The sequence below is a fragment of the Faecalibacillus sp. MSK20_93 genome (genome assembly GCF_020589945.1).
GTDB lineage: Bacteria > Bacillota_I > Bacilli_A > Erysipelotrichales > Coprobacillaceae > Faecalibacillus > Faecalibacillus intestinalis.
The window spans coordinates 1-20,136 of record NZ_JAJDKA010000052.1; the positions used below are offsets into that span (position 1 = coordinate 1).

Consider the following 20,136-nt stretch of genomic DNA (forward strand, 5'->3'; position numbering starts at 1 on the left):
GTATTTGTTTGTTAAATTAATGACAATTTGTCGCAAATTAAATTGTAACTTAACAAAAACAATAAAGCAAAAAGAAAACAAAATACTTGTGAATTTTGTTTAGCATGTGCACAAAACTGTCCGTCAAAGGCCATCATCACAAAATTGAAAGACGCAAACCCTAATGCTCGTTATAGACATGAAAAAGTAAGTCTAAAAGATATTATTGAAGCAAACCAACAAGTATAACTTCCAGTTATACTAACATGCACTATTGATATTGTACATATATAGAATTAAAAATTAAAATAAATATAGAAATTGGAGGAGATAATAATGGAAATATTTGAATTAAATAATAAACAAACAATTCCAGCAGTAGGATTTGGAGTCTTTATGATTCCTAATGATGGACCTACTTATGATGCAACTTTAGCTGCTTTAAAAGCAGGTTATCGTTATATTGATACAGCTGCAGGATATATGAATGAAAGTGATGTAGGAAAAGCTATTAAAGATAGTGGTATTGATCGTAAAGAAATCTTTATTACTTCTAAATTATGGTTACAAGATTATGGCTATGAAAATGCTAAGAAAGGTATTGAAACTTCTTTAAAATTATTAGGAGTGGATTATATTGATCTTTATTTATTACATCAACCCTATGGTGATTATTTAGGAGCTTGGAAAGCTTTAGAAGAAGCGTATCAAGCAGGTAAAATCAAATCTATTGGTATTTCTAATATTACTGTGAACTTATGGAATAAATTTAAAGATGGTATGACTGTAATGCCGACGGTCAACCAAGTAGAATTTAATCCATTTGTTCAACAAAAAGAATTAAGAAAAGTAATGGCTGAAAACGATATTCGTTTAGAAGCATGGTTTCCGTTAGGACATGGAAATAAAGATTTATTAGAAAATGAAACAATTGTTTCATTAGCTAAAAAATATAATAAAAATACTGGTCAAATTATCTTAAGATGGATTTATCAAGAAGGAGTTATTTCTTTACCTAAATCTACAAATGAAGAAAGAATGAAAGGAAACATTGATATCTTTGATTTTGAATTAACAGATGAAGAAATGAAAAACATGCAAGCCTTAGATACAAATAAACCATCTCATAATCCTGAAGATCCTGCCAACGAAACACGTTTAATGGGATTAAAAATTCATGACTAATTTCATTACTTTAAATAATGGATACCAAATCCCTCAACTTGGATTTGGTACCATTCAACAATTTGGTAAACAAATTGAAGACAATGTAGCTTTTGCCTTAAACCATGGCTATCAACTTATTGATACTGCCAATCGTTATGGTAATGAAGTAGAAGTAGGAAAAGGATTAAAATTATCAGGGTTAAAAAGAGAAGATTATTATTTAGAAACAAAATTAGGACCTACACTTTATGAAAATGATCAAGCAATCGATGATACTTTAAAAAGATTAGGCGTTGATTATGTTGATGTGATGATTTTACATCATCCTGTAAATAACTATGTTTATGCTTATAAGATGTTAGAAAAAGCATATAAAGAAGGGAAAATCAAAGCGATTGGTTTATCTAACTTTAGAGTTGAACAAATTCAAGAAATTTTAGATCAATGTGAAGTTCCACCAATGATCATGCAAGTAGAATGTCATCCTTATTATCCAGCAGAACATGTATATGATTTTTGTAAGAAAAATCATATACAACTTCAATCATGGTATCCTCTAGGACATGGAAATAGTGACATGTTAAAAGAGGCAATCTTTGTAGAACTTGCAAAGAAATATCATAAATCAACAGTTCAAATTGTTCTAAGATGGCATCTCCAAATGGGGTTTGGTCTTGTTCCGGGAAGTAAATCATTAGATCATATTGAAGCGAACACACAAATCTTTGATTTTAAACTAACAGATGAAGAAATGAAAGAAATCGAAAAAGTGAATAAACATACCCCATTTTATAAAGTGACTAAAGAATCATTGCACAAAATGGCGACAACAAAATGTAATTTTGAATAAGGAGAATAACAATGGAATATAAAACATTAAATAATGGAGTGAAAATGCCAGTTGTTGGTTTTGGTGTTTTCCAAGTAAAAGATGAAGAAGAATGTAAAAGAGTTGTTTTAGATGCGATTGATGCAGGATATCGTCTTATTGATACTGCACAATCTTATGGAAATGAAGAAGCTGTAGGTAGAGCAATTCAAGAAACAAATGTACCAAGAGAAGAATTATTTATTACTACAAAAGTATGGATTTCTAATTATGGTTACGAAAACGCAAAAGCTTCTGTTGAAGAATCATTAAAGAAAATGCAATTAGATTATTTTGATTTAGTTTTATTACACCAACCATTTAAAGATTATCATGGAGCTTATCGTGCTTTAATTGATTTATATAAAGAAGGTAAAATTAAAGCCATCGGTGTTTCTAACTTCTATCCAGATCGTTTAGTAGATTTAGCGTTAGATACAGATGTTGTTCCTGCTGTTAACCAAGTAGAAGTCAATCCATTCCATCAACAAGATGCAGCTTTAATTTACAATACAAAATATGGTGTTCAATTAGAAGCATGGGCTCCATTTGCGGAAGGTAAAAATGGTATTTTCACAAATGAAACACTTGTAGAAATTGGTAATAAATATAATAAATCAGTCGGACAAGTTATTTTAAGATGGCTTGTACAAAGAGGAATTGTTCCTTTAGCTAAAACTGTAAGAAAAGAAAGAATGCAAGAAAACTTAAATATCTTTGATTTTGAATTAAGTGAAGAAGATATGCAAACAATTGCTTCACTTAATAAAGATACAAGTTCTTTCTTTTCTCACTATGATCCAGCAACTGTAGAAATGATTTGTGGCTTAAAACGCTAATAAAAAGACTACATCCATTTTAAATTTGTGATAATATGTTCGAGTAGTTTATAGGATAGTGATTATTTAAGTATAAGCTAAACCTATTTATTGCCACCCTTTTTAAGTGCGCAATAAATAGGTTTTTATTTTGGAGGGGTGATTATGGAAATAAGCAAAGTTTTTAACAATAATGTAGCTGTTGTTCTTGAAAATAATGAAGAAAAGATTATGATGGGACGAGAAATCTGTTTTAAAAAGAAAATAGGGGATACGATAGAACCAGAAACAATTGATAAAGATTTTTATTTACATAACCAAGAAGTTTTAAGTCGATTTAAAGAACTTGTTGTGGATATTCCTTTGGAGTATTTAGAAATCGGTGAAGAAATTATGGATGAAGCGAGACTAAGTTTAGGCAAAGCTTTAAATGATAATATCTATATTTCTATGGTCAATCACATTTATACAGCTGTTGTTAGAGCGAAAGACGATATTTTAGTGAAGAATGCTTTATTATGGGATATTCAAAGATTTTATAAAGAAGAATATCAAATAGGGAAAAAGGCTCTTGGAATTATTGAAAAGAAAACAGGTGTGCTTTTACCAAATGATGAAGCAGGATTTATTGCGTTACATATTGTCAATGGACAATTAGATGAAGATGTTCATGATATGTATGAAATTACGAAAATCGTGCAAGAAATTGAAAATATTGTGCGTTATCACTTCAAAATAGAATTTAATGAAGAAAGTGCTTATTACTATCGTTTTATTACCCATTTGAAATTTTTTGCACAACGTTTAGTTGAATATAAAAAAACAAAACAAGCAAGAAGATGTTTTTTTGAATCGAATGCATAGTAATCTATGTTCCAATGACAAAAAAAGACAAAAGCTGGTTTATATTAATGATGATTTATTTAATGGAACTTTTAAAAGAATGCATACGAGAGATTATCGTTGTACAAGAGAACTTTTAAATGAGCTTGTAGAAAAAGGAATGCTTGAAGAAAAGGGTGTTACTAAGGGTAAACGTTGTAGGAAAAAATAATAAAAAGTGAGTTCGTGTTTATAAACATGGACTTTTTTCATTTTACATAAACTTAACATAAACCATACGTTCTTTTGATTTTTGAAAGTGTTGAAAAACACTATGATAGGAGTGTCTTAAGAAAAGGAAACAAAAATAAATAATATCTTAAGAGAAAACAAAGGAAGGTAAATAAAAAATGAAAAAGAAAGTATTAAGTGTTTTAATGGTTTTCATGATGTGTCTTGGTTTAGCCGGATGTGGCGGAGGATCAAATAGTGCATCAGATGACATTAGTGGAAAGGTAAGTTTAAACGGATCAACTTCAATGGAAAAATTCGTTAATGCCTTATCAGAAGGAATTAAAGAAAAATATCCAAACTTACAATTAGAAGCACAATTTACAGGATCTGGTGCAGGTCTTGAAGCAGTTGCTTCAAAAACAACAGATATCGGAGATTCTTCTCGTGCTTTAACAGATGAAGAAAAAGCAAAAGGATTAGAAGAAAATATTGTTGCTATCGATGGTATCGCAATGATTACTAACAAATCTAATAAAGTAACAAACTTAACAAAAGATCAATTAGCAAAAATCTATACAGGACAAATTACTAACTGGAAAGATTTAGGTGGACAAGATGAAGCAATCGTTGTTATCGGACGTGAAGCTGGTTCAGGAACTCGTGGAGCATTTGAAGAATTATTAGGAATTGAAGATCAATGTCAATATGCTCAAGAATTAAATGAAACTGGTGCTGTTCTTGCTAAAGTTGCTAAAACTTCTGGATCAATCGGTTATGTTTCATTAGATGTATTGGATGATACAGTTTCTCCTCTTCAATTAGATGGTGTTGAACCAAGTGAAAAAACTGTAAAAGATGGAAGTTATGCTTTACAAAGACCATTCGTAATGGCTACAAATGGAAAAATTAGTGAACAATCTAAACAAGTTCAAGCAGTATTTGATTTCATCAACAGTGATGATGGACAAAAAATCATTGAAAAAGTTGGATTAGTAACACCAAATAAATAAAAATAAAGAGGGAAGTATTATGGAAAAAAAGTTATCAATTATTAGCCATAAGAAAGCAAAATCCCTAGTAGAAAAAACAGCCGCGATGATCTTTCGTGGCTGTGCTATTATCTCTGTTTTAGCAGTTGTTACTATTACAGGATATATGATTATTTCAGGGACACCTGCCATCTTTAAAGAAGGAATTACAGGTATTTTGTTTTCTACAACGTGGGCGCCAACAGCAGCCAATCCTCAATATGGGATTGCTTATGTTATATTAACATCCATTGTTGGGGTTTTTCTAGCAATCTGTATAGGAGTACCTATTGGTTTATTTACAGCAATTAACCTTGCTGAAATTGCACCAGTAAAACTTAGAAAAATATTAAAATCAGCAATTGAATTACTTGCAGGGATTCCATCTGTTGTTTATGGATTATTAGGAATTCTTATTGTTAATCCAATGATGTATAAATTAGAATTAATGATCTACCATGGCTCTAAAACACATCAATTTACAGGTGGGGCCAATCTTTTATCAGCTATTATCGTACTAGCAATTATGATTTTACCTACGCTTATTAATATTTCAGAAACAGCCTTAAAAGCTGTACCTGATGATTATCGTAAAAGCTCACTTGCTTTAGGGGCAAGTAAAATTCAAACAATCTTTAAGGTTGTTGTACCAAGTGCTAAATCTGGAATTATGTCAGCTATTGTACTTGGTGTAGGTCGTGCTATTGGAGAAGCGATGGCTATTTTGTTAGTAGCCGGAAATGCAGTATCTCTTCCACTTCCATTTAATTCTGTTCGTTTCTTAACAACAGCCATCGTTTCAGAAATGGGATATGCTAGCGGTACACATCGTCAAGTTTTATTCACAATTGGACTTGTTCTATTTATCTTTATCATGATTATTAATTTAATCTTAACATATGTTTTAAAAAGAGGTGACTTAGATGAATAATACAATATTAGAAAAAAAGAAACGTGTCAGTGATCAAATTCTCTATGCACTTATTCAATTAAGTTCATTTCTTTCAATTTTTATCTTATTAGTTATTATTGGTTATATTCTCTATCGAGGAATACCAGCCTTTGATTTTTCTTATTTAGTAAATACAACAAGTATTATTAATGATACTGTAGGTATATTACCTAATATTATTAATACACTTTATATTGTTATTGTGACACTTTTAATTGCTTGTCCAATAGGAATTGGTGGAGCAATTTATTTAAATGAATATACAAAAAATAAAAAATTCGTTAGTATCATTTCATTTACAACGGAAGTTTTAGCAGGTATTCCATCAATTATTTATGGATTATTTGGAATGTTGTTCTTTGGATCTGTTTGTCATTTAGGATTTTCAATTTTGACAGGTTCACTTACACTTGCCATTATGATTTTACCAATCATTTCAAGAAATACCCAAACAGCTTTAGAATGTGTTCCTAAAAGCTATCGTGAAGCTGCTTTAGGAATTGGAGCAACAAAATGGTATATGATTCGTACAGTTCTTTTACCAAGTGCCATTCCTGGTATCTTAACAGGAGTCATTCTTGCGATGGGACGTATTGTTGCTGAATCCGCTGCCTTATTATTTACGGCAGGATCAGTTGCTATTTTACCTACTAATATTTTTAAACATTTGTTAAGTAGTGGGGGAACTCTTACTATTCAATTATATTTAGAAATGGCTAAAGGTAATTATGAAGTTTCATTTGTGATTGCTCTTGTTTTAGTAGTTATTGTTTTAGGTTTAAATATGTTAGCTAAATGGATCAGTCGCAGATTTGATGTAAATAAAGGGGATAATTAAGATGGAAAATAAAATAGAAGCAAGACATCTGAATTTGTATTATGGACAAAAACATGCTTTAAAAGATGTCAATTTAGATATTAAAGAAAATAAAATTACAGCGTTTATTGGCCCTTCAGGGTGTGGTAAATCAACATTTTTAAAAACATTGAATCGTATGAATGATTATGTTGATAACGTTAAAATTGAAGGGGATGTTATCTTAGATGGTGAAGATATTTATGATAGCCGTGTTGACACAACTTTACTTAGAAAAAAAGTTGGGATGGTTTTCCAACAACCAAATCCATTCCCTATGTCAATTTATGATAATGTCGCTTATGGACCACGTATTCATGGTATTAAAAATAAAAAACAACTTGATAAAATCGTTGAAGATAGTTTAAAAGCAGCAGCACTTTATGATGAAGTTTCAGATCGTTTACATTCAAGTGCCTTAGGTTTATCTGGTGGACAACAACAAAGATTATGTATTGCCCGTGCTTTAGCTGTACAACCAGAAGTTATCTTATTAGATGAACCAACAAGTGCCTTAGATCCGATTTCAACACTTAAAATCGAAGAACTTTTATTACAATTAAAAGATCAATATACGATTGCTATCGTTACTCATAATATGCAACAAGCAAGTCGTATTGCTGATTATACAGCCTTCTTCTTAGTAGGAGAAATGGTTGAATATGGACCAACAAAAGATGTCTTTGGTATGCCAAAAGATAAAAGAACTGAAGATTATATTACTGGTAGATTTGGATAGGGGGAAATTAGAATGCCAAGAAGTCAATTTGATCAAGAACTTAATAAGATGCATGTTGATTTAGATAGAATGTGTCATCTTGTTGTTTTAGCTATTGAAAACTGTGTTACAGCTTTTAAGGAACAAGATTATGAACTTGCCCAAGATATTATTCATGGTGATAAACAAATTAATGATGTGGAAAGATCCATTGAAGCAAAATGTTTATCATTGATTTTAAAACAACAACCCGTTGCTTCTGATTTAAGAGACGTTTCAACTGCTTTAAAAGTAGTTACTGATTTAGAAAGAATTGGAGATCAAAGTGCAGATATTGCGGAATTGATTTTAGAAATGAAAGAAATGGATAGTTTCTTAATGATTGGTCATATTCAAGATATGGCAAAAATTGCAACTAAAATGGTTAAAGAAGCTTTAGATGCTTTCCATCAACATGATTTAAACCATGCTTTAGAAGTAAAGAAGATGGATATTAAAATGGATGAATTATTTGATCAAGTTAAAAAAGATATTATTCAAATGATTAAAGAATCAAATGATAAAGGTGATTTAACAATCAATTTCTTAATGATTGCAAAGTATTTTGAAAGAATTGGTGATCATGTTGTTAATATCTGTGAATGGATTGAGTTCAACCAAACAGGAAAACTTAACAATACTCGATTAATTTAAACCTCTTTATAGAGGTTTTTTTAGTTGTTCAAATATGTAAATACATTTAATTTATTTAAATATATTAAGTTTATCATGTGTTATTATTAGTATGCTTTTATTTTAAACAACTATCGAAAATAGTAGTTAAAAAAGAGCGACTATGATATAATTTTTCCGAATAGTTATACACGGCAGGTAGTTATCCTTGGTCGTTTAGATCGAAGGGCGTATTCTTCGTTTACATAGATATCCCTAGGAAAATATGAAAAGCGGAGGTGATGGAAATGACAGCTTATGAAGCTATCATGATTATGTTAGGTACACTAACATTAATGATGTCGATAATAAGTATTGTTATTAAATTACTTCTATATATAATAGAAAATAATGCAAAAAAATAACTACCTCGAAAAGTTTTGGCGAACATTGAGGTAGTTATTTTTCTCAAGAAAATCCAAGGCTAGTCGTTTATGACTATTCCTTTTTTCATTTATATTATAATTTATGATAATTTCTAAGTCAATATCACAAAATGACAGTTTAAAAAAAGCTTTTTATGCAAATAAAGAACATCTTGTGCAATAAATATATCATTAATGCTAATCAGCGTATATAATTGTATTAATTAGGGAGGATTACCATATGAACAAGAAAAGAAATATTATAATTGGGTTAATAGTTTGTGTACTGCTTATGACAGTGGTATTTTTTGTTTTTAATCATGGAAAAAGTAATGAACAAGTTGTTACAGAATATTTTGAACTTTTAAAAAAGAAAGATTATAAACAAATGTATCAAATGTTAGACCAAAAGACAGTCTATACTCCTACACAAAAATATTTTATTGAAAAGCATAAAGAAATCTATGATGTAATAAATCCAAGTAATATACAGGTAAAAGTAATAGATGAAAAAGATAATATGGTTCAATATCAAATATCGATGGATACTGTAGCTGGAAAAGTTAAATATAAAAATAAGATTGAAATTAAAAATGAACAAATTAAATTTAATAAGCAACTTATTTTTGATGAGTTTTCTGATAAGAACAAAGTAAAAGTGATTACGACACAACCTTATAGAGGGTATATTTTAGATAGAAATGGAAAATATTTAGCTAAACAAGGAAATGCTTATTCATTTGGTCTTGTAAGAGGAAAACTTAATAGTGAAAATGATTATGCACAAATAGCTAAGTATTTAGAAACGGATGTTGAAACCATTCAAAAGAAAATGAGTGCATCTTGGATCAAAGATGATTCTTTTGTACCTATTAAAAATGTATCAGAACAAGTAAAAAATCAATTGATTCAACAAGAAATTTTAAATATTAAAGGTGTTAAAATCAATACGATTTCTATGCGTGTTTATCCTTATGATAAAATAACATCTCATATCATTGGGTATGTCCAAAATGTTAATTCAGAAGACTTAAAAAAACATAAAAATGAAGGTTATACAAGTAATTCAATAATTGGTAGAAGTGGTATTGAAGCAACATATGAAAAAGAGTTACGTGGAGAAGTAGGTGGAAAAATTGTCATTGTTGATGAAAATAATAATGTCATTAAAACAGTTGCCCAAAAAGAAGCAAAAGATGGTAAAGATATTCGTTTAACAATTGATATTGATTTACAACAAAGTCTTTATAATGAATACCAAAATGATAAAAGTGCTTCTGTTGCTTTAAATCCACAGACAGGAGAAGTTTTAGCACTTGTTTCAACGCCATCCTATTCAAATAATGATTTTGTTTTAGGACTATCAACAGATAAATGGGATGCTTTAAATAATGATAGTAATCAACCATTAATGAGTCGTTATAAACAAACTTATACTCCTGGATCAACTATGAAACCGATCACAGCAGCTATTGGTTTAGAAACAAAAACAATTGATGCAAATAAAGATTTAGGGGCTAAAGATAAATGGCAAAAGGATTCAAGTTGGGGTAATTATTATGTGACAACTTTGCATGCCCCATCACCTAATAATTTAAAGAATGCCATCACATATTCAGATAATGTTTATTTTGCAAGAAGTGCTTTAAGTATTGGAAAAGATAATTTATTTAAATATTATAAAAACTTAAAGATTGGTGAAAAGATTCCTTTTGAACTATCTTTAAATAGAAGTCAGTATATCAATAAAAATCAAAAAGTAAATGATCAATTCATTGCTGATAGTGGTTATGGGCAAGGACAAATTTTGATGAATCCTTTACAACTTGCAAGTATCTATAGTTCATTTGTCAATGAAGGATCAATTTATCAACCCCATATTGTTCAAGGAAAAACAAAAACATGGATTAAAAATGTCTTTTCTAAAGAAACATCACAAACAATAAAAGAAGATTTAATTAATGTTATTGCAGATGAAAAAGGAACAGGCCATAGTATTTATCATGATAATGTGACTCTTGCTGGAAAAACAGGAACAGCAGAAATCAAACAAAGCCAAAGTGATACCACAGGAACAGAACTTGGTTGGTTTACAGTAATGACGACAGATAGTAAACAACCTCTTTTAATAACAACATTGGTCGAAGATGTTAAAGATAGAGGTGGTAGTGGTTATGTTGTTGAACATACAAAAACACCTTTAGATTTATATCTTTCTAAGTAGGTAAAAACGATGAAGAATAAGATAGTTTTAAGTTATCGATTCATTATACTAGTTTATTATTTATTGGCTTTTTTGATTGTTATTATAAATATTAATCATTTAGAAAGGGTATTAATCTATTCTTTGATTTTAATCGTTTTGTTTGGTATTGTAGTGCATATTTATATATTGAATATTCCAAAATTATTGTTGTCAAATAAGTATATTGAAAAGAATTTATCTACAGTAAAAGAAGCGATAGATAAAATTCATAATAAGTCTATTAATGACAGTTTAATAACAATATATATTTTTCTTTTAGAAATTTCTAATTATAAAGAAGAATATCAAAACTTTGTAGAACAAAATAGTAAAAGAATTTTTGATGAAAAGCAAAATAGACATTGGTATACTATAAAATTACAATATTATTATAATTTAAATAAAAAAGATGAATATTTAAAATTATATGATCCTCAATTGGATAATAAAGTTAAAAACCCACTTTTTAAAATCATGTATCTCATTTTAAATGAAGAATATGAAGAAGCTCTTGAATTATCAAAGAAGGTTACAAGTCAACAAAAAGACATAGGATATGTTATGAGGTTATATTATAGAATTATTTGTTTAGAACATTTAGAAAAAGAAAATGAATTGAATGATTGTATTAATGAGATGGTAGAATTCAATGATCAAATACATTATGTTAAAGAAATTAAAGATAAGTATAAAAAATAATAATATGGTATACTTCTTTTCGTAACTTTATTTAGAAAGAAGTGAAATATGAATGTTAATAAAGATAGTAGATGATGATCAAGTTTTTGCTAAAAAGATAGAGAGTATGGTGTATGATGGATTTAAAGATATCTTTCTTGATTATTCAATAGATTGTATAACAAGTCATTTTGAAGATCGTTATTTTGAAAAAGGAGATATTTTCTTTTTGGATATTGATTTAAAGGAAAAAAATGGCATCAAAATTGCTGAAAAAATTAGAGAGAACAATTCTAATGCAATTATTATATTTGTTTCAGCAATGAATGATATGATTTTTGATTCATTAATTGTACAACCTTTTTACTTTATTAGAAAAGATAATTTTGATAGAGATATGAAAATCGCATGTACTCTAATTCAAAAATATATTAATAAAAATCATAAAATTATTACTTTTGATTTAAATGGTAGAAAAACCTCTATGCAATTATCAGATATCATTTATTTAGAATCCTTTTTACATGAAATTACGATTCATGCACCATTTAATGATTATAAATATTCGAGTACTTTTAATAAAATGATGTCACTTATTAATTCTACGAATATCATTAGAATTCAAAAATCCTATGCAGTTAATTTATTTTGGGTTAAAGAAATTTATAAAGAAGAGTTATTATTGAGAAATGGAGTTACTTTAAAGATTGGAAAGAAGTATCAACAAGATGTAATTGCATCGTATAAGGAGTATTTATTAAAATGATGTATTTCTTTTTAGATTATTTAGAAGTGTTATTAGGCTCCTTATTGATATGTGTCTTTTGTGATATAGAGGATAAGAAAAGATTTTGTTTAATAACATCTATTATTAATTTTTTCATTATGCAGTTCTTACAAAAATATAATTTATTTGGGAATGTGCTAGTGTATGCCATAGGTATTATAAGTTTTATTTTTGTCTCTTTAATGAAAAAGAAATTTGTTCTTTTTAATTTTATTCTTTGTATATTGCCTTCGTGGATTTCTGTTTTTACTTCAACATGTGTTATTCTTTTAATTAAAATAGTTTCACATCTCTCTGTTGTTGAAATCATGGAATCCTATAAAATAATAGTTATGTTTACAGCAAGGATTTTGTTTTTTGTAATCCTTATAATAATTGAAATTTTTAAATCTAAAATAAATAATGCAATCATTGAAAAAAATAAATTTTTATTATCAGTAATCATGATGCTGATTTTTGGAATATATGTCATTTTGTTAAATAATGTAGGCCACATGCAAAAAACAATAGATGATATCTATTTAGTTTTACTTTTGTTAACAGTTTTATTTTTTGTAGTTTGTATTTTGTTTTTACATATGACACGACTCTATAATGAAAAAACAGAATATGTGTTAAAAAATAAAGAATTGGAATACATAGAAAAAAATAAGTCTTTAGTTCATTATCTTCATGATAATGTTATGAAAATACAGCATTCTTTAAGATATGGATTGATTTTGATAGAAAATAATATAGATGATCAAAAATATGAAGATGCTAAACATCAAATAGAACAATTTTATGATTTATTAGATAATAAAATAAATATTATGACGAATAATTATATATTTGATACTTTGTTAAATGATTATATTTTTCTCATAAATTCTAAATATAATGCCAAAGTAAAATCATTGATCAATATAGGAAATGATTCCTTTTTTAAAGATGTAAATAATTGTACAGAAATAATAACTATTATCTCCAATTTCTTTGAGCAATCAGATAAAACATATTTAGAAATAAAATTAATTGAATATGGAACATATATTGAATTAGATTTATTCGTAGAAAGTAATTTTGATAAAATAAATGATGATACCAACATTGATTACTTTGATGATTATGCACATCTAAGAAGAATTTTTGATAAATAATAAAAAGGACTTATACAAACAGCATGGTATAAGTTCTTTTATTTCTAATCAACTTTTAACCTAAACTTAACATAACCTCCCCTTTGCTATGTTAAGATAATGTAAAGGATGTGGAAATAATGAAAGAATGTATATATGTAGTAGAAGATGATGAAAATATTAGAGAAATTATAGATTTAGCTTTAACAAGTGCAGGTTATACTGTTAAACAATATTCAAATGCTTTAGATGCTTTAGAAAATATGAAAACAGATCAAGTGGATCTAGCTGTTTTTGATTTAATGTTACCTGGCATTTCAGGAATTGATGCTATCAAAAAGATACGTGAAACTGATCAAGAATTACCTATTTTGATTTTAAGTGCGAAGGACCGAGAAATTGATAAAGTCAATGGTTTAGATAGTGGTAGTGATGATTATATGACCAAACCATTTGGTGTTTTAGAGTTACAAGCTAGAGTACGTTCTTTGCTTAGAAGACATGCTCCTAAAGCAGCGCCGATTATTGAAAGTCAAACCTTAAAAATTGATAAACAAACAAGAACAGTGATGCATAATGGACAAGTCATGGAACTTACAAATAAAGAATATCAGTTACTTCTTTATTTAGTAGAAAATCATAAACGTGTAGTCGAAAGAGATGAAATTTTAAATCATATTTGGGGTTATGATTTTATAGGTGAATCAAGAGTTTTAGATGTGCATATTCGTGCTTTAAGAGCTAAATTGGATGATGATGGAAGTAAGTATATTAAAACTATTAGAGGTGTAGGATACCGCTATGTTGAGGAAGTGAAATAAGATGAATAAAGCTCTATTTAAATATTTTGCAACAGTTTTAATTATTACGTTATTATTTTCTTCAAGTGTTTCAATGGTGATTCTTTCTGATCAAATGATGCAAACAACAAGAAAAGATATGTACTATACGGTAAAGCTTGTAGAAAATCAAATTGATTACCAAAAACCATTAGAAAAACAAATAGATAAATTAAATGATTTAGCTTATACAAAAGATACACGTTTAACAATTATTGATAAAGAAGGAAATGTTTTAGCGGATAGTGATAAAGAGGGGATTCAAGAAAATCATAGTGGACGTAGTGAATTTAAAGAAGCTTTAAGTGATCAGTTTGGTTATGCGACACGTTATTCTTCAACTGTTAAAAAGAATATGATGTATGTGGCTTATTATCATCGTGGTTATGTTGTTCGTATTGCGATTCCTTATAATGGTATCTTTGATAATATAGGACCACTTTTAGAACCATTATTTATTAGTGCTGCTTTATCATTATGTGTTGCTTTAGCTCTTTCTTATCGTTTTTCTAGAACACTTACGAAACCATTAGAGGAAATTAGTGAAGAGGTTTCTAAAATCAATGATAATCGTTATTTAAGTTTTGATCATTATCAATATGATGAATTTAATGTTATTGCGACAAAGCTTAAAGAACAAGCAGATACAATAAGAAAAACACTAAAAACTTTGAAAAATGAAAGATTAAAAATAAATAGTATTCTTGATAAAATGAATGAAGGGTTCATTTTATTAGATACAAATTATGAAATACTTATGGTCAATAAAAAAGCTAAACAACTTTTTAGTGATAAAATGGAAGTGAATCAACCTATCCAAGATTTTATCTTCGATCACCAAATTATAGATCAATTAGAAAATATCGGTGTAGAATCTAAAATCGTTACTCTAAAAAAAGATGAAGAAGTCTATGATTGCCATCTTGCTAAAGTAGAATATGGAGTGACTTTGCTCTTTGTAAATGTTACTGAATCTGTTAATGCTACAAAAATGAGACAAGAATTTTTTTCAAATGTTTCTCATGAACTTAAAACACCTATGACATCCATTAGAGGTTATAGTGAATTATTACAAGCAGGAATGATTGATGATCCTAAAGTAAGAAAACAAGCATTGGATAAAATACAAAAAGAAGTTGATCATATGTCACAATTGATAGGTGATATTTTAATGATTTCAAGACTTGAAAACAAAGATATTGAAGTCATTAAACATCCTGTTCATCTCCAACCAATTGTTGATGATATTTTAGAATCATTAAAAGTAGAAATAGAAAAAAGAGAAATTACAGTAGAATGTGATTTAACATCACAAACTTATCTAGCAAATCATCAACACATCCAACAATTGATGAACAACCTTATTAATAATGCTGTTAAATATAATAAACAAAAAGGAAGTTTAAATATTCATTCTTATCTTGTTGATCAAGACTACATTATTGAAGTAAGTGATACAGGTCGTGGAATTTCACTTATTGATCAAGGACGTGTCTTTGAACGTTTCTTTAGATGTGATGCAGGGCGTGATAAGGAAACAGGTGGTACAGGTCTTGGACTTGCAATTGTAAAACACATTGTTCAATATTATAAAGGAACAATTCATTTAGAAAGTGAATTAGGTAAAGGAACAACCTTTAAGGTTGTCTTACCAATCATTAAGGACTCATTGTAGTCCTTTTTTTATGAAAAAGTATCTAACTTGATAAAATGTGTAATTTTACATATTTTATCAAGTTGAAGGGTGTTGTTACTCATTTTCAAGATATTTTGAATATGTTAAAATGTCATAAAAGAGAGGTAGAAAAAATGCTTCAACAAGAAAGACATGAACAAATACTGGCAAGATTAAATACAGAAGGAAAAGTAAAAGTTAAAGAACTCGCAAATGATTTCGAAGTCACAGAAGATTGCATTCGTAAAGATTTAACGGCTCTAGAAAAAGAAGGACTTTTAAAACGTATTCATGGAGGAGCTATGCAAGTAAGAAAGAATCTCCATGCTTACCATGTAGATGAACGTATGAGTGTACGTTTATCACAAAAGAAAATCATCGCGAAAAAAGCAGTTGAATTGATTGAAGAAAATACGGTGATTTTTTTAGGAATCTCTACAGTGAATTTAGAACTTGCCAAGTGTATTTATCAAAAAAATATATCACTTACAATTATTACAAATATGATTGATATTATGCAATTATTTAGACATGGGGAACATAAAGTAAATCTTATTTTCATTGGAGGACATTTTAATCGCGCTAAAGATGGTTTTATAGGTACTCTTGCAATTGAACAAATTCACAATTATCGTTTTGATCTTTCTTTTATTGGTACAGTAGGAATGAATATTCATGATGGAAAAGTAACCACATATGATGTTGAAGATGGCCTTACGAAAAAAGAAGTCATGGATGCAAGTAAAAAATGTTATCTTGTGGCAGAAAATGAAAAGTTCAATTTGGATGGAAATTATGTTTTTGGGCATTTAAGTGAATTTACGGGATATATTGGTGAACAAGAATTAGGAAGTCCTTTTAAGGAAAAAATAATGGAGTATGGATTAGAAATCATTTAATGATTTCTTTTTTTGTAAAATCAATAAAACAATTATTGAATACTATTGTTTTATAACTTATAATGACCTTGTAATAATAAAAAGCAATAAAAGGAGGCATGTTATGAATTGTTTATATCAAACAAAAAGAATTTCTAAGTTAAAAGAAAAGATGTTAAGTAGTAAACGTTATGCTTCTATTGAACAAGCACGCATCATTACACGTGTTTATCAAGAAAATGAAGATTTATCTATTCCTAAAAAAAGAGCTTTATCTTTAAAAGCGGCATTAGAAGAATTAGAGATTTCTGTAGAATATGAAGAATTGATTGTAGGAAATCGTACCAAAGGTGTACGTTATGGTGTGGTTTTTCCTGAAAGTGGTTGTTCGTGGATCAATCAAGAATTTGAAACGTTACCAACAAGACCACAAGATCAGTTTTTAGTAAAAGAAGAAGATATTAAAGAATTTAGAGAAAAGATTTATCCTTATTGGAAAGGAAAATCTTTAGAAGATGCGATTAAAGGAACTTATGGAAAAGAAATTAATGAAATAAGTAAAGTAGTAAAAATCAATCAAAAAGATCATGCTCAAGGGCATATTTGTCCGGATAGTGCTTTATGGTTAAAACTAGGTCCACAAGGTTTAATGGAAAAAGCAAAAGAAAAATTAAAGAATTGTAAAGATGAACAAAAAGAATTTTATGAATGTACGATTCTTGTATTAGAAGGGGCAGTTCATTTTATGCAAAGATATCATGATTTGATTGAAAGGGAAAAAATCGAATCATTAAAAGAAGTGGGAAAGATTTGCATGAATCTTTCTAAAAGACCTCCAAAAACTTTTCATGAAGCGGTGCAATCTTTATGGTTTTTATTTGTGATATTACATATGGAATCCAATGCTTCTTCTTTTTCACCAGGGAGAATGGATCAATATCTTTATCCTTATTATCAAAGAGATATAGAAAAAGGTAATCTTACTAAACAAGAAGCTTTAGAAATATTAGAATGTTTGTGGTTGAAATTTAATCAAGTTGTTTACTTAAGAAATCAAAATAGTGCGAAGTATTTTGCTGGATTTCCAATAGGATTTAATATTGCGATAGGAGGCGTGGACGAAAAGGGAAATGATACATATAATGATCTTTCTTTACTTTGTTTAAAAGCTCAAGAACATTTAGGATTACCACAACCTAATTTATCTGTAAGACTTAATAAAAATTCTAGCCATGAATTAATGCAAGCTGCTATTAAAGTTGTTTCACTTGGAAGTGGTATGCCACAATTTTTCAATGATGAAGCTATTATTCAACCAATGATTGAAGATTTAGGAATTGAAGAAAAAGATGCACGTAATTATGCTATTGTTGGATGTGTTGAACTGACAACACATGGCAACAATTTAGGATGGTCTGATGCAGCCATGTTTAATTTAAATAAAGCATTAGAACTTACTTTGAATCATGGAAAATGTTTACTAACAAAGCAACAAATAGGATTAGATTTAGGAAGTTTAGAAACATATCAAACTTATCAAGATTTAGAAAATGCTTTTCAAAAACAAATTGATTATTTTATTGATAAAATGATGGCCGCAGAAAAGATTGTAGAAAAAGCACATCAAGATTATTTACCAACAGCTTTTCTATCTACTGTTATTGATGATTGTTTAGAAAAAGGATTAGATGTTACTAAAGGTGGAGCTAAATATAATCTATCAGGTATTCAAATGATTCAAGTAGCCAATCTTGTAGATTCTCTAGCAGCTATTAAACAACTTGTTTATGATGATAAAATGATAAGTCAACATGATTTATTAAATGCTTTACAAGAAGATTTTAAAGGCTATGAAATCATGCAAACAATGCTTTTAAATAAAGTGCCTAAATATGGAAACGATGTAAAGTGGGTCGATGAGCTTGGAAATCAATGGGCATGTTACTTTAGAGAAAAGATGAAACGTTATACAAATTATCGAGGAGGTCCTTATCATACAGGAATGTATACTGTTTCTGCACATGTTCCAATGGGTGAAAATGTAGGAGCATCACCAGATGGCAGAAATGCTTTAAAACCACTTGCTGATGGAGGTATGTCACCTGTCTATGGTAGAGATCTACAAGGCCCAACAGCTGTTTTAAAATCTGTTTCAAAACTTAATAATTCATGTACGACGAATGGTGGTCTTTTAAATATGAAATTCTTACCAGAATTTTTTAAAACAGAAACAGGCTGTTTGAAATTTGAAAATTTCTTACGTGCTTTTGTGGATTTAAAAGTACCTCATATACAATTTAATGTTGTTAGAAAAGAAGATTTGCTTGATGCTAAAGTTCATCCTGAAAATCATCAATCATTGACAATTCGTGTTGCTGGTTATACAGCATACTTTGTTGAACTTGCTGGCAAGCTACAAGATGAAATTATTGAAAGAACAACTTATGAAAATATCTAAAACATTGGTTTTTGATATTAAAAGATTTTCAATACATGATGGGAGTGGTTTAAGAACAACAGTTTTTTTTAAGGGGTGTCCACTTCGTTGTCTATGGTGTCAAAATCCAGAAGGATTAAACACTCAAAGACAAGTCATCTATTTTAAAAATAAATGTATTCATTGTAGATGTTGTCAACAATTCAAAGGACAAATTAATTACCAAAACGATCGCCCATATTTTCAAAATCATCAAGACTTTGATCAAGTTATTAAAACATGTCCTAGTGGTGCTATTCAATATGATAGTCAAGAGTATACTTTAGATAAATTAATGAATAAAATTAAAGAGGATGAAGTTTTCTTTCAACATGGAGGAGGTGTTACATTTTCCGGTGGAGAACCCTTTATGCAAGGTGAATTTCTTATTAAAATTTTAAAAAGATGTCAGAAAGAAAAGATTCATACAGCTATTGAAACATCATTTTATACATCATTAGAACTTATAAAAAAGGCATTGCCTTATTTAGATTTAGTTTATATAGATTTAAAAATATTTGATGAGCAAAAACATCAGGCCTGTACAAATGTATCATCACAACTTATTAAAGAAAATATTCGTTATGTTTTACAAAGTGAATATAAAGATAAAGTGATCATTAGAACACCACTGATTCCAACAATGAGTGCAACGGATGAAAATATTCATCAAATCGTAAAATTTTTAATTCAAATAAATCCAGAAGTAAAATATGAGATGCTGAATTTTAATCCTTTAGCTTCGGCTAAATATGAACTTGTGAATTTAAAATACGGATTAGAATCATATCAAATGTTTACCAAGCAACAAATGCAACATTTTTATGATGTTGCTTTACAAGCAGGAATAAAAAACTTAATAAAAGAATAGGAGAAAAGAAAATGGAATTTATAATTGATACAGTAAACTTAGAAGATATAA

General features: G+C 28.6%; 19 protein-coding genes. All 19 read left to right on the forward strand.

Going from position 1 to position 20,136, the window contains the following annotated elements; all coding sequences use genetic code 11:
- Window positions 1–315: 315 nt before the first annotated feature.
- The 19 genes from LJD34_RS12650 (at window position 316) to LJD34_RS12740 (ending at window position 20,085) form a co-directional block, all read left to right on the forward strand.
- Window positions 316–1,164: an aldo/keto reductase gene (locus LJD34_RS12650; protein WP_227360055.1), complete on the forward strand. Its 849-nt coding sequence runs from the start codon at window positions 316–318 to the stop codon at window positions 1,162–1,164.
- A complete protein-coding gene (locus LJD34_RS12655) occupies window positions 1,157–1,996 on the forward strand; it encodes an aldo/keto reductase (protein ID WP_227360056.1) in 840 nt (279 codons plus the stop codon). Before LJD34_RS12650 ends, LJD34_RS12655 begins: the two co-directional genes overlap by 8 nt.
- A gap of 11 nt (window positions 1,997–2,007) precedes the next feature.
- On the forward strand, window positions 2,008–2,853 hold the full coding sequence (locus LJD34_RS12660) for an aldo/keto reductase (protein WP_227360060.1): 846 nt from the start codon (window positions 2,008–2,010) through the stop codon (window positions 2,851–2,853).
- Window positions 2,854–2,997: 144 nt separating this feature from the next.
- Window positions 2,998–3,696, forward strand: a complete 699-nt coding sequence (locus LJD34_RS12665; protein ID WP_227360061.1) for a PRD domain-containing protein — start codon at window positions 2,998–3,000, stop codon at window positions 3,694–3,696.
- Window positions 3,680–3,886 (forward strand): hypothetical protein, encoded by a 207-nt coding sequence (locus LJD34_RS12670; protein WP_227360062.1) that lies wholly within the window; start codon window positions 3,680–3,682, stop codon window positions 3,884–3,886. Before LJD34_RS12665 ends, LJD34_RS12670 begins: the two co-directional genes overlap by 17 nt.
- Window positions 3,887–4,064: 178 nt before the next feature.
- Window positions 4,065–4,898 (forward strand): phosphate ABC transporter substrate-binding protein, encoded by an 834-nt coding sequence (locus LJD34_RS12675; protein ID WP_227360063.1) that lies wholly within the window; start codon window positions 4,065–4,067, stop codon window positions 4,896–4,898.
- Window positions 4,899–4,917: 19 nt separating this feature from the next.
- On the forward strand, window positions 4,918–5,847 hold the full coding sequence (pstC, locus tag LJD34_RS12680) for a phosphate ABC transporter permease subunit PstC (RefSeq protein ID WP_147580485.1): 930 nt from the start codon (window positions 4,918–4,920) through the stop codon (window positions 5,845–5,847).
- Window positions 5,840–6,706, forward strand: coding sequence for a phosphate ABC transporter permease PstA (gene pstA / locus LJD34_RS12685; protein WP_147580486.1), 867 nt, complete (start codon window positions 5,840–5,842; stop codon window positions 6,704–6,706). Before pstC ends, pstA begins: the two co-directional genes overlap by 8 nt.
- Before the next feature lies 1 nt (window position 6,707).
- On the forward strand, window positions 6,708–7,463 hold the full coding sequence (gene pstB / locus LJD34_RS12690) for a phosphate ABC transporter ATP-binding protein PstB (protein ID WP_227360065.1): 756 nt from the start codon (window positions 6,708–6,710) through the stop codon (window positions 7,461–7,463).
- A gap of 12 nt (window positions 7,464–7,475) precedes the next feature.
- Window positions 7,476–8,135 (forward strand): phosphate signaling complex protein PhoU, encoded by a 660-nt coding sequence (gene phoU / locus LJD34_RS12695; RefSeq protein ID WP_175301349.1) that lies wholly within the window; start codon window positions 7,476–7,478, stop codon window positions 8,133–8,135.
- A 624-nt stretch (window positions 8,136–8,759) separates the two neighbouring features.
- A complete protein-coding gene (locus LJD34_RS12700) occupies window positions 8,760–10,742 on the forward strand; it encodes a penicillin-binding transpeptidase domain-containing protein (protein WP_227360066.1) in 1,983 nt (660 codons plus the stop codon).
- A 9-nt stretch (window positions 10,743–10,751) separates the two neighbouring features.
- Window positions 10,752–11,462, forward strand: a complete 711-nt coding sequence (locus LJD34_RS12705; protein WP_227360067.1) for a hypothetical protein — start codon at window positions 10,752–10,754, stop codon at window positions 11,460–11,462.
- A 52-nt stretch (window positions 11,463–11,514) separates the two neighbouring features.
- Complete coding sequence (locus LJD34_RS12710; RefSeq protein WP_147580490.1) at window positions 11,515–12,207, forward strand: LytR/AlgR family response regulator transcription factor; 693 nt, start codon at window positions 11,515–11,517, stop codon at window positions 12,205–12,207.
- 515 nt (window positions 12,208–12,722) lie between these two features.
- Entirely contained in the window at window positions 12,723–13,367 is a 645-nt protein-coding gene (locus LJD34_RS12715; RefSeq protein WP_227360068.1) for a hypothetical protein, read from the forward strand.
- Between the two features lie 119 nt (window positions 13,368–13,486).
- The gene (locus LJD34_RS12720; RefSeq protein WP_227360069.1) at window positions 13,487–14,167 is read left to right on the forward strand and encodes a response regulator transcription factor; all 681 of its coding nucleotides are present in this window, start codon (window positions 13,487–13,489) and stop codon (window positions 14,165–14,167) included.
- Between the two features lies 1 nt (window position 14,168).
- Window positions 14,169–15,860, forward strand: a complete 1,692-nt coding sequence (locus LJD34_RS12725; protein WP_227360070.1) for an ATP-binding protein — start codon at window positions 14,169–14,171, stop codon at window positions 15,858–15,860.
- Between the two features lie 134 nt (window positions 15,861–15,994).
- A complete protein-coding gene (locus tag LJD34_RS12730) occupies window positions 15,995–16,759 on the forward strand; it encodes a DeoR/GlpR family DNA-binding transcription regulator (RefSeq protein ID WP_106988369.1) in 765 nt (254 codons plus the stop codon).
- Window positions 16,760–16,862: 103 nt separating this feature from the next.
- Entirely contained in the window at window positions 16,863–19,196 is a 2,334-nt protein-coding gene (locus LJD34_RS12735; RefSeq protein WP_227360072.1) for a glycyl radical protein, read from the forward strand.
- Window positions 19,159–20,085, forward strand: coding sequence for a glycyl-radical enzyme activating protein (locus LJD34_RS12740; RefSeq protein WP_227360074.1), 927 nt, complete (start codon window positions 19,159–19,161; stop codon window positions 20,083–20,085). The genes LJD34_RS12735 and LJD34_RS12740 overlap by 38 nt, the downstream gene beginning before the upstream one ends.
- Window positions 20,086–20,136 lie beyond the last annotated feature (51 nt).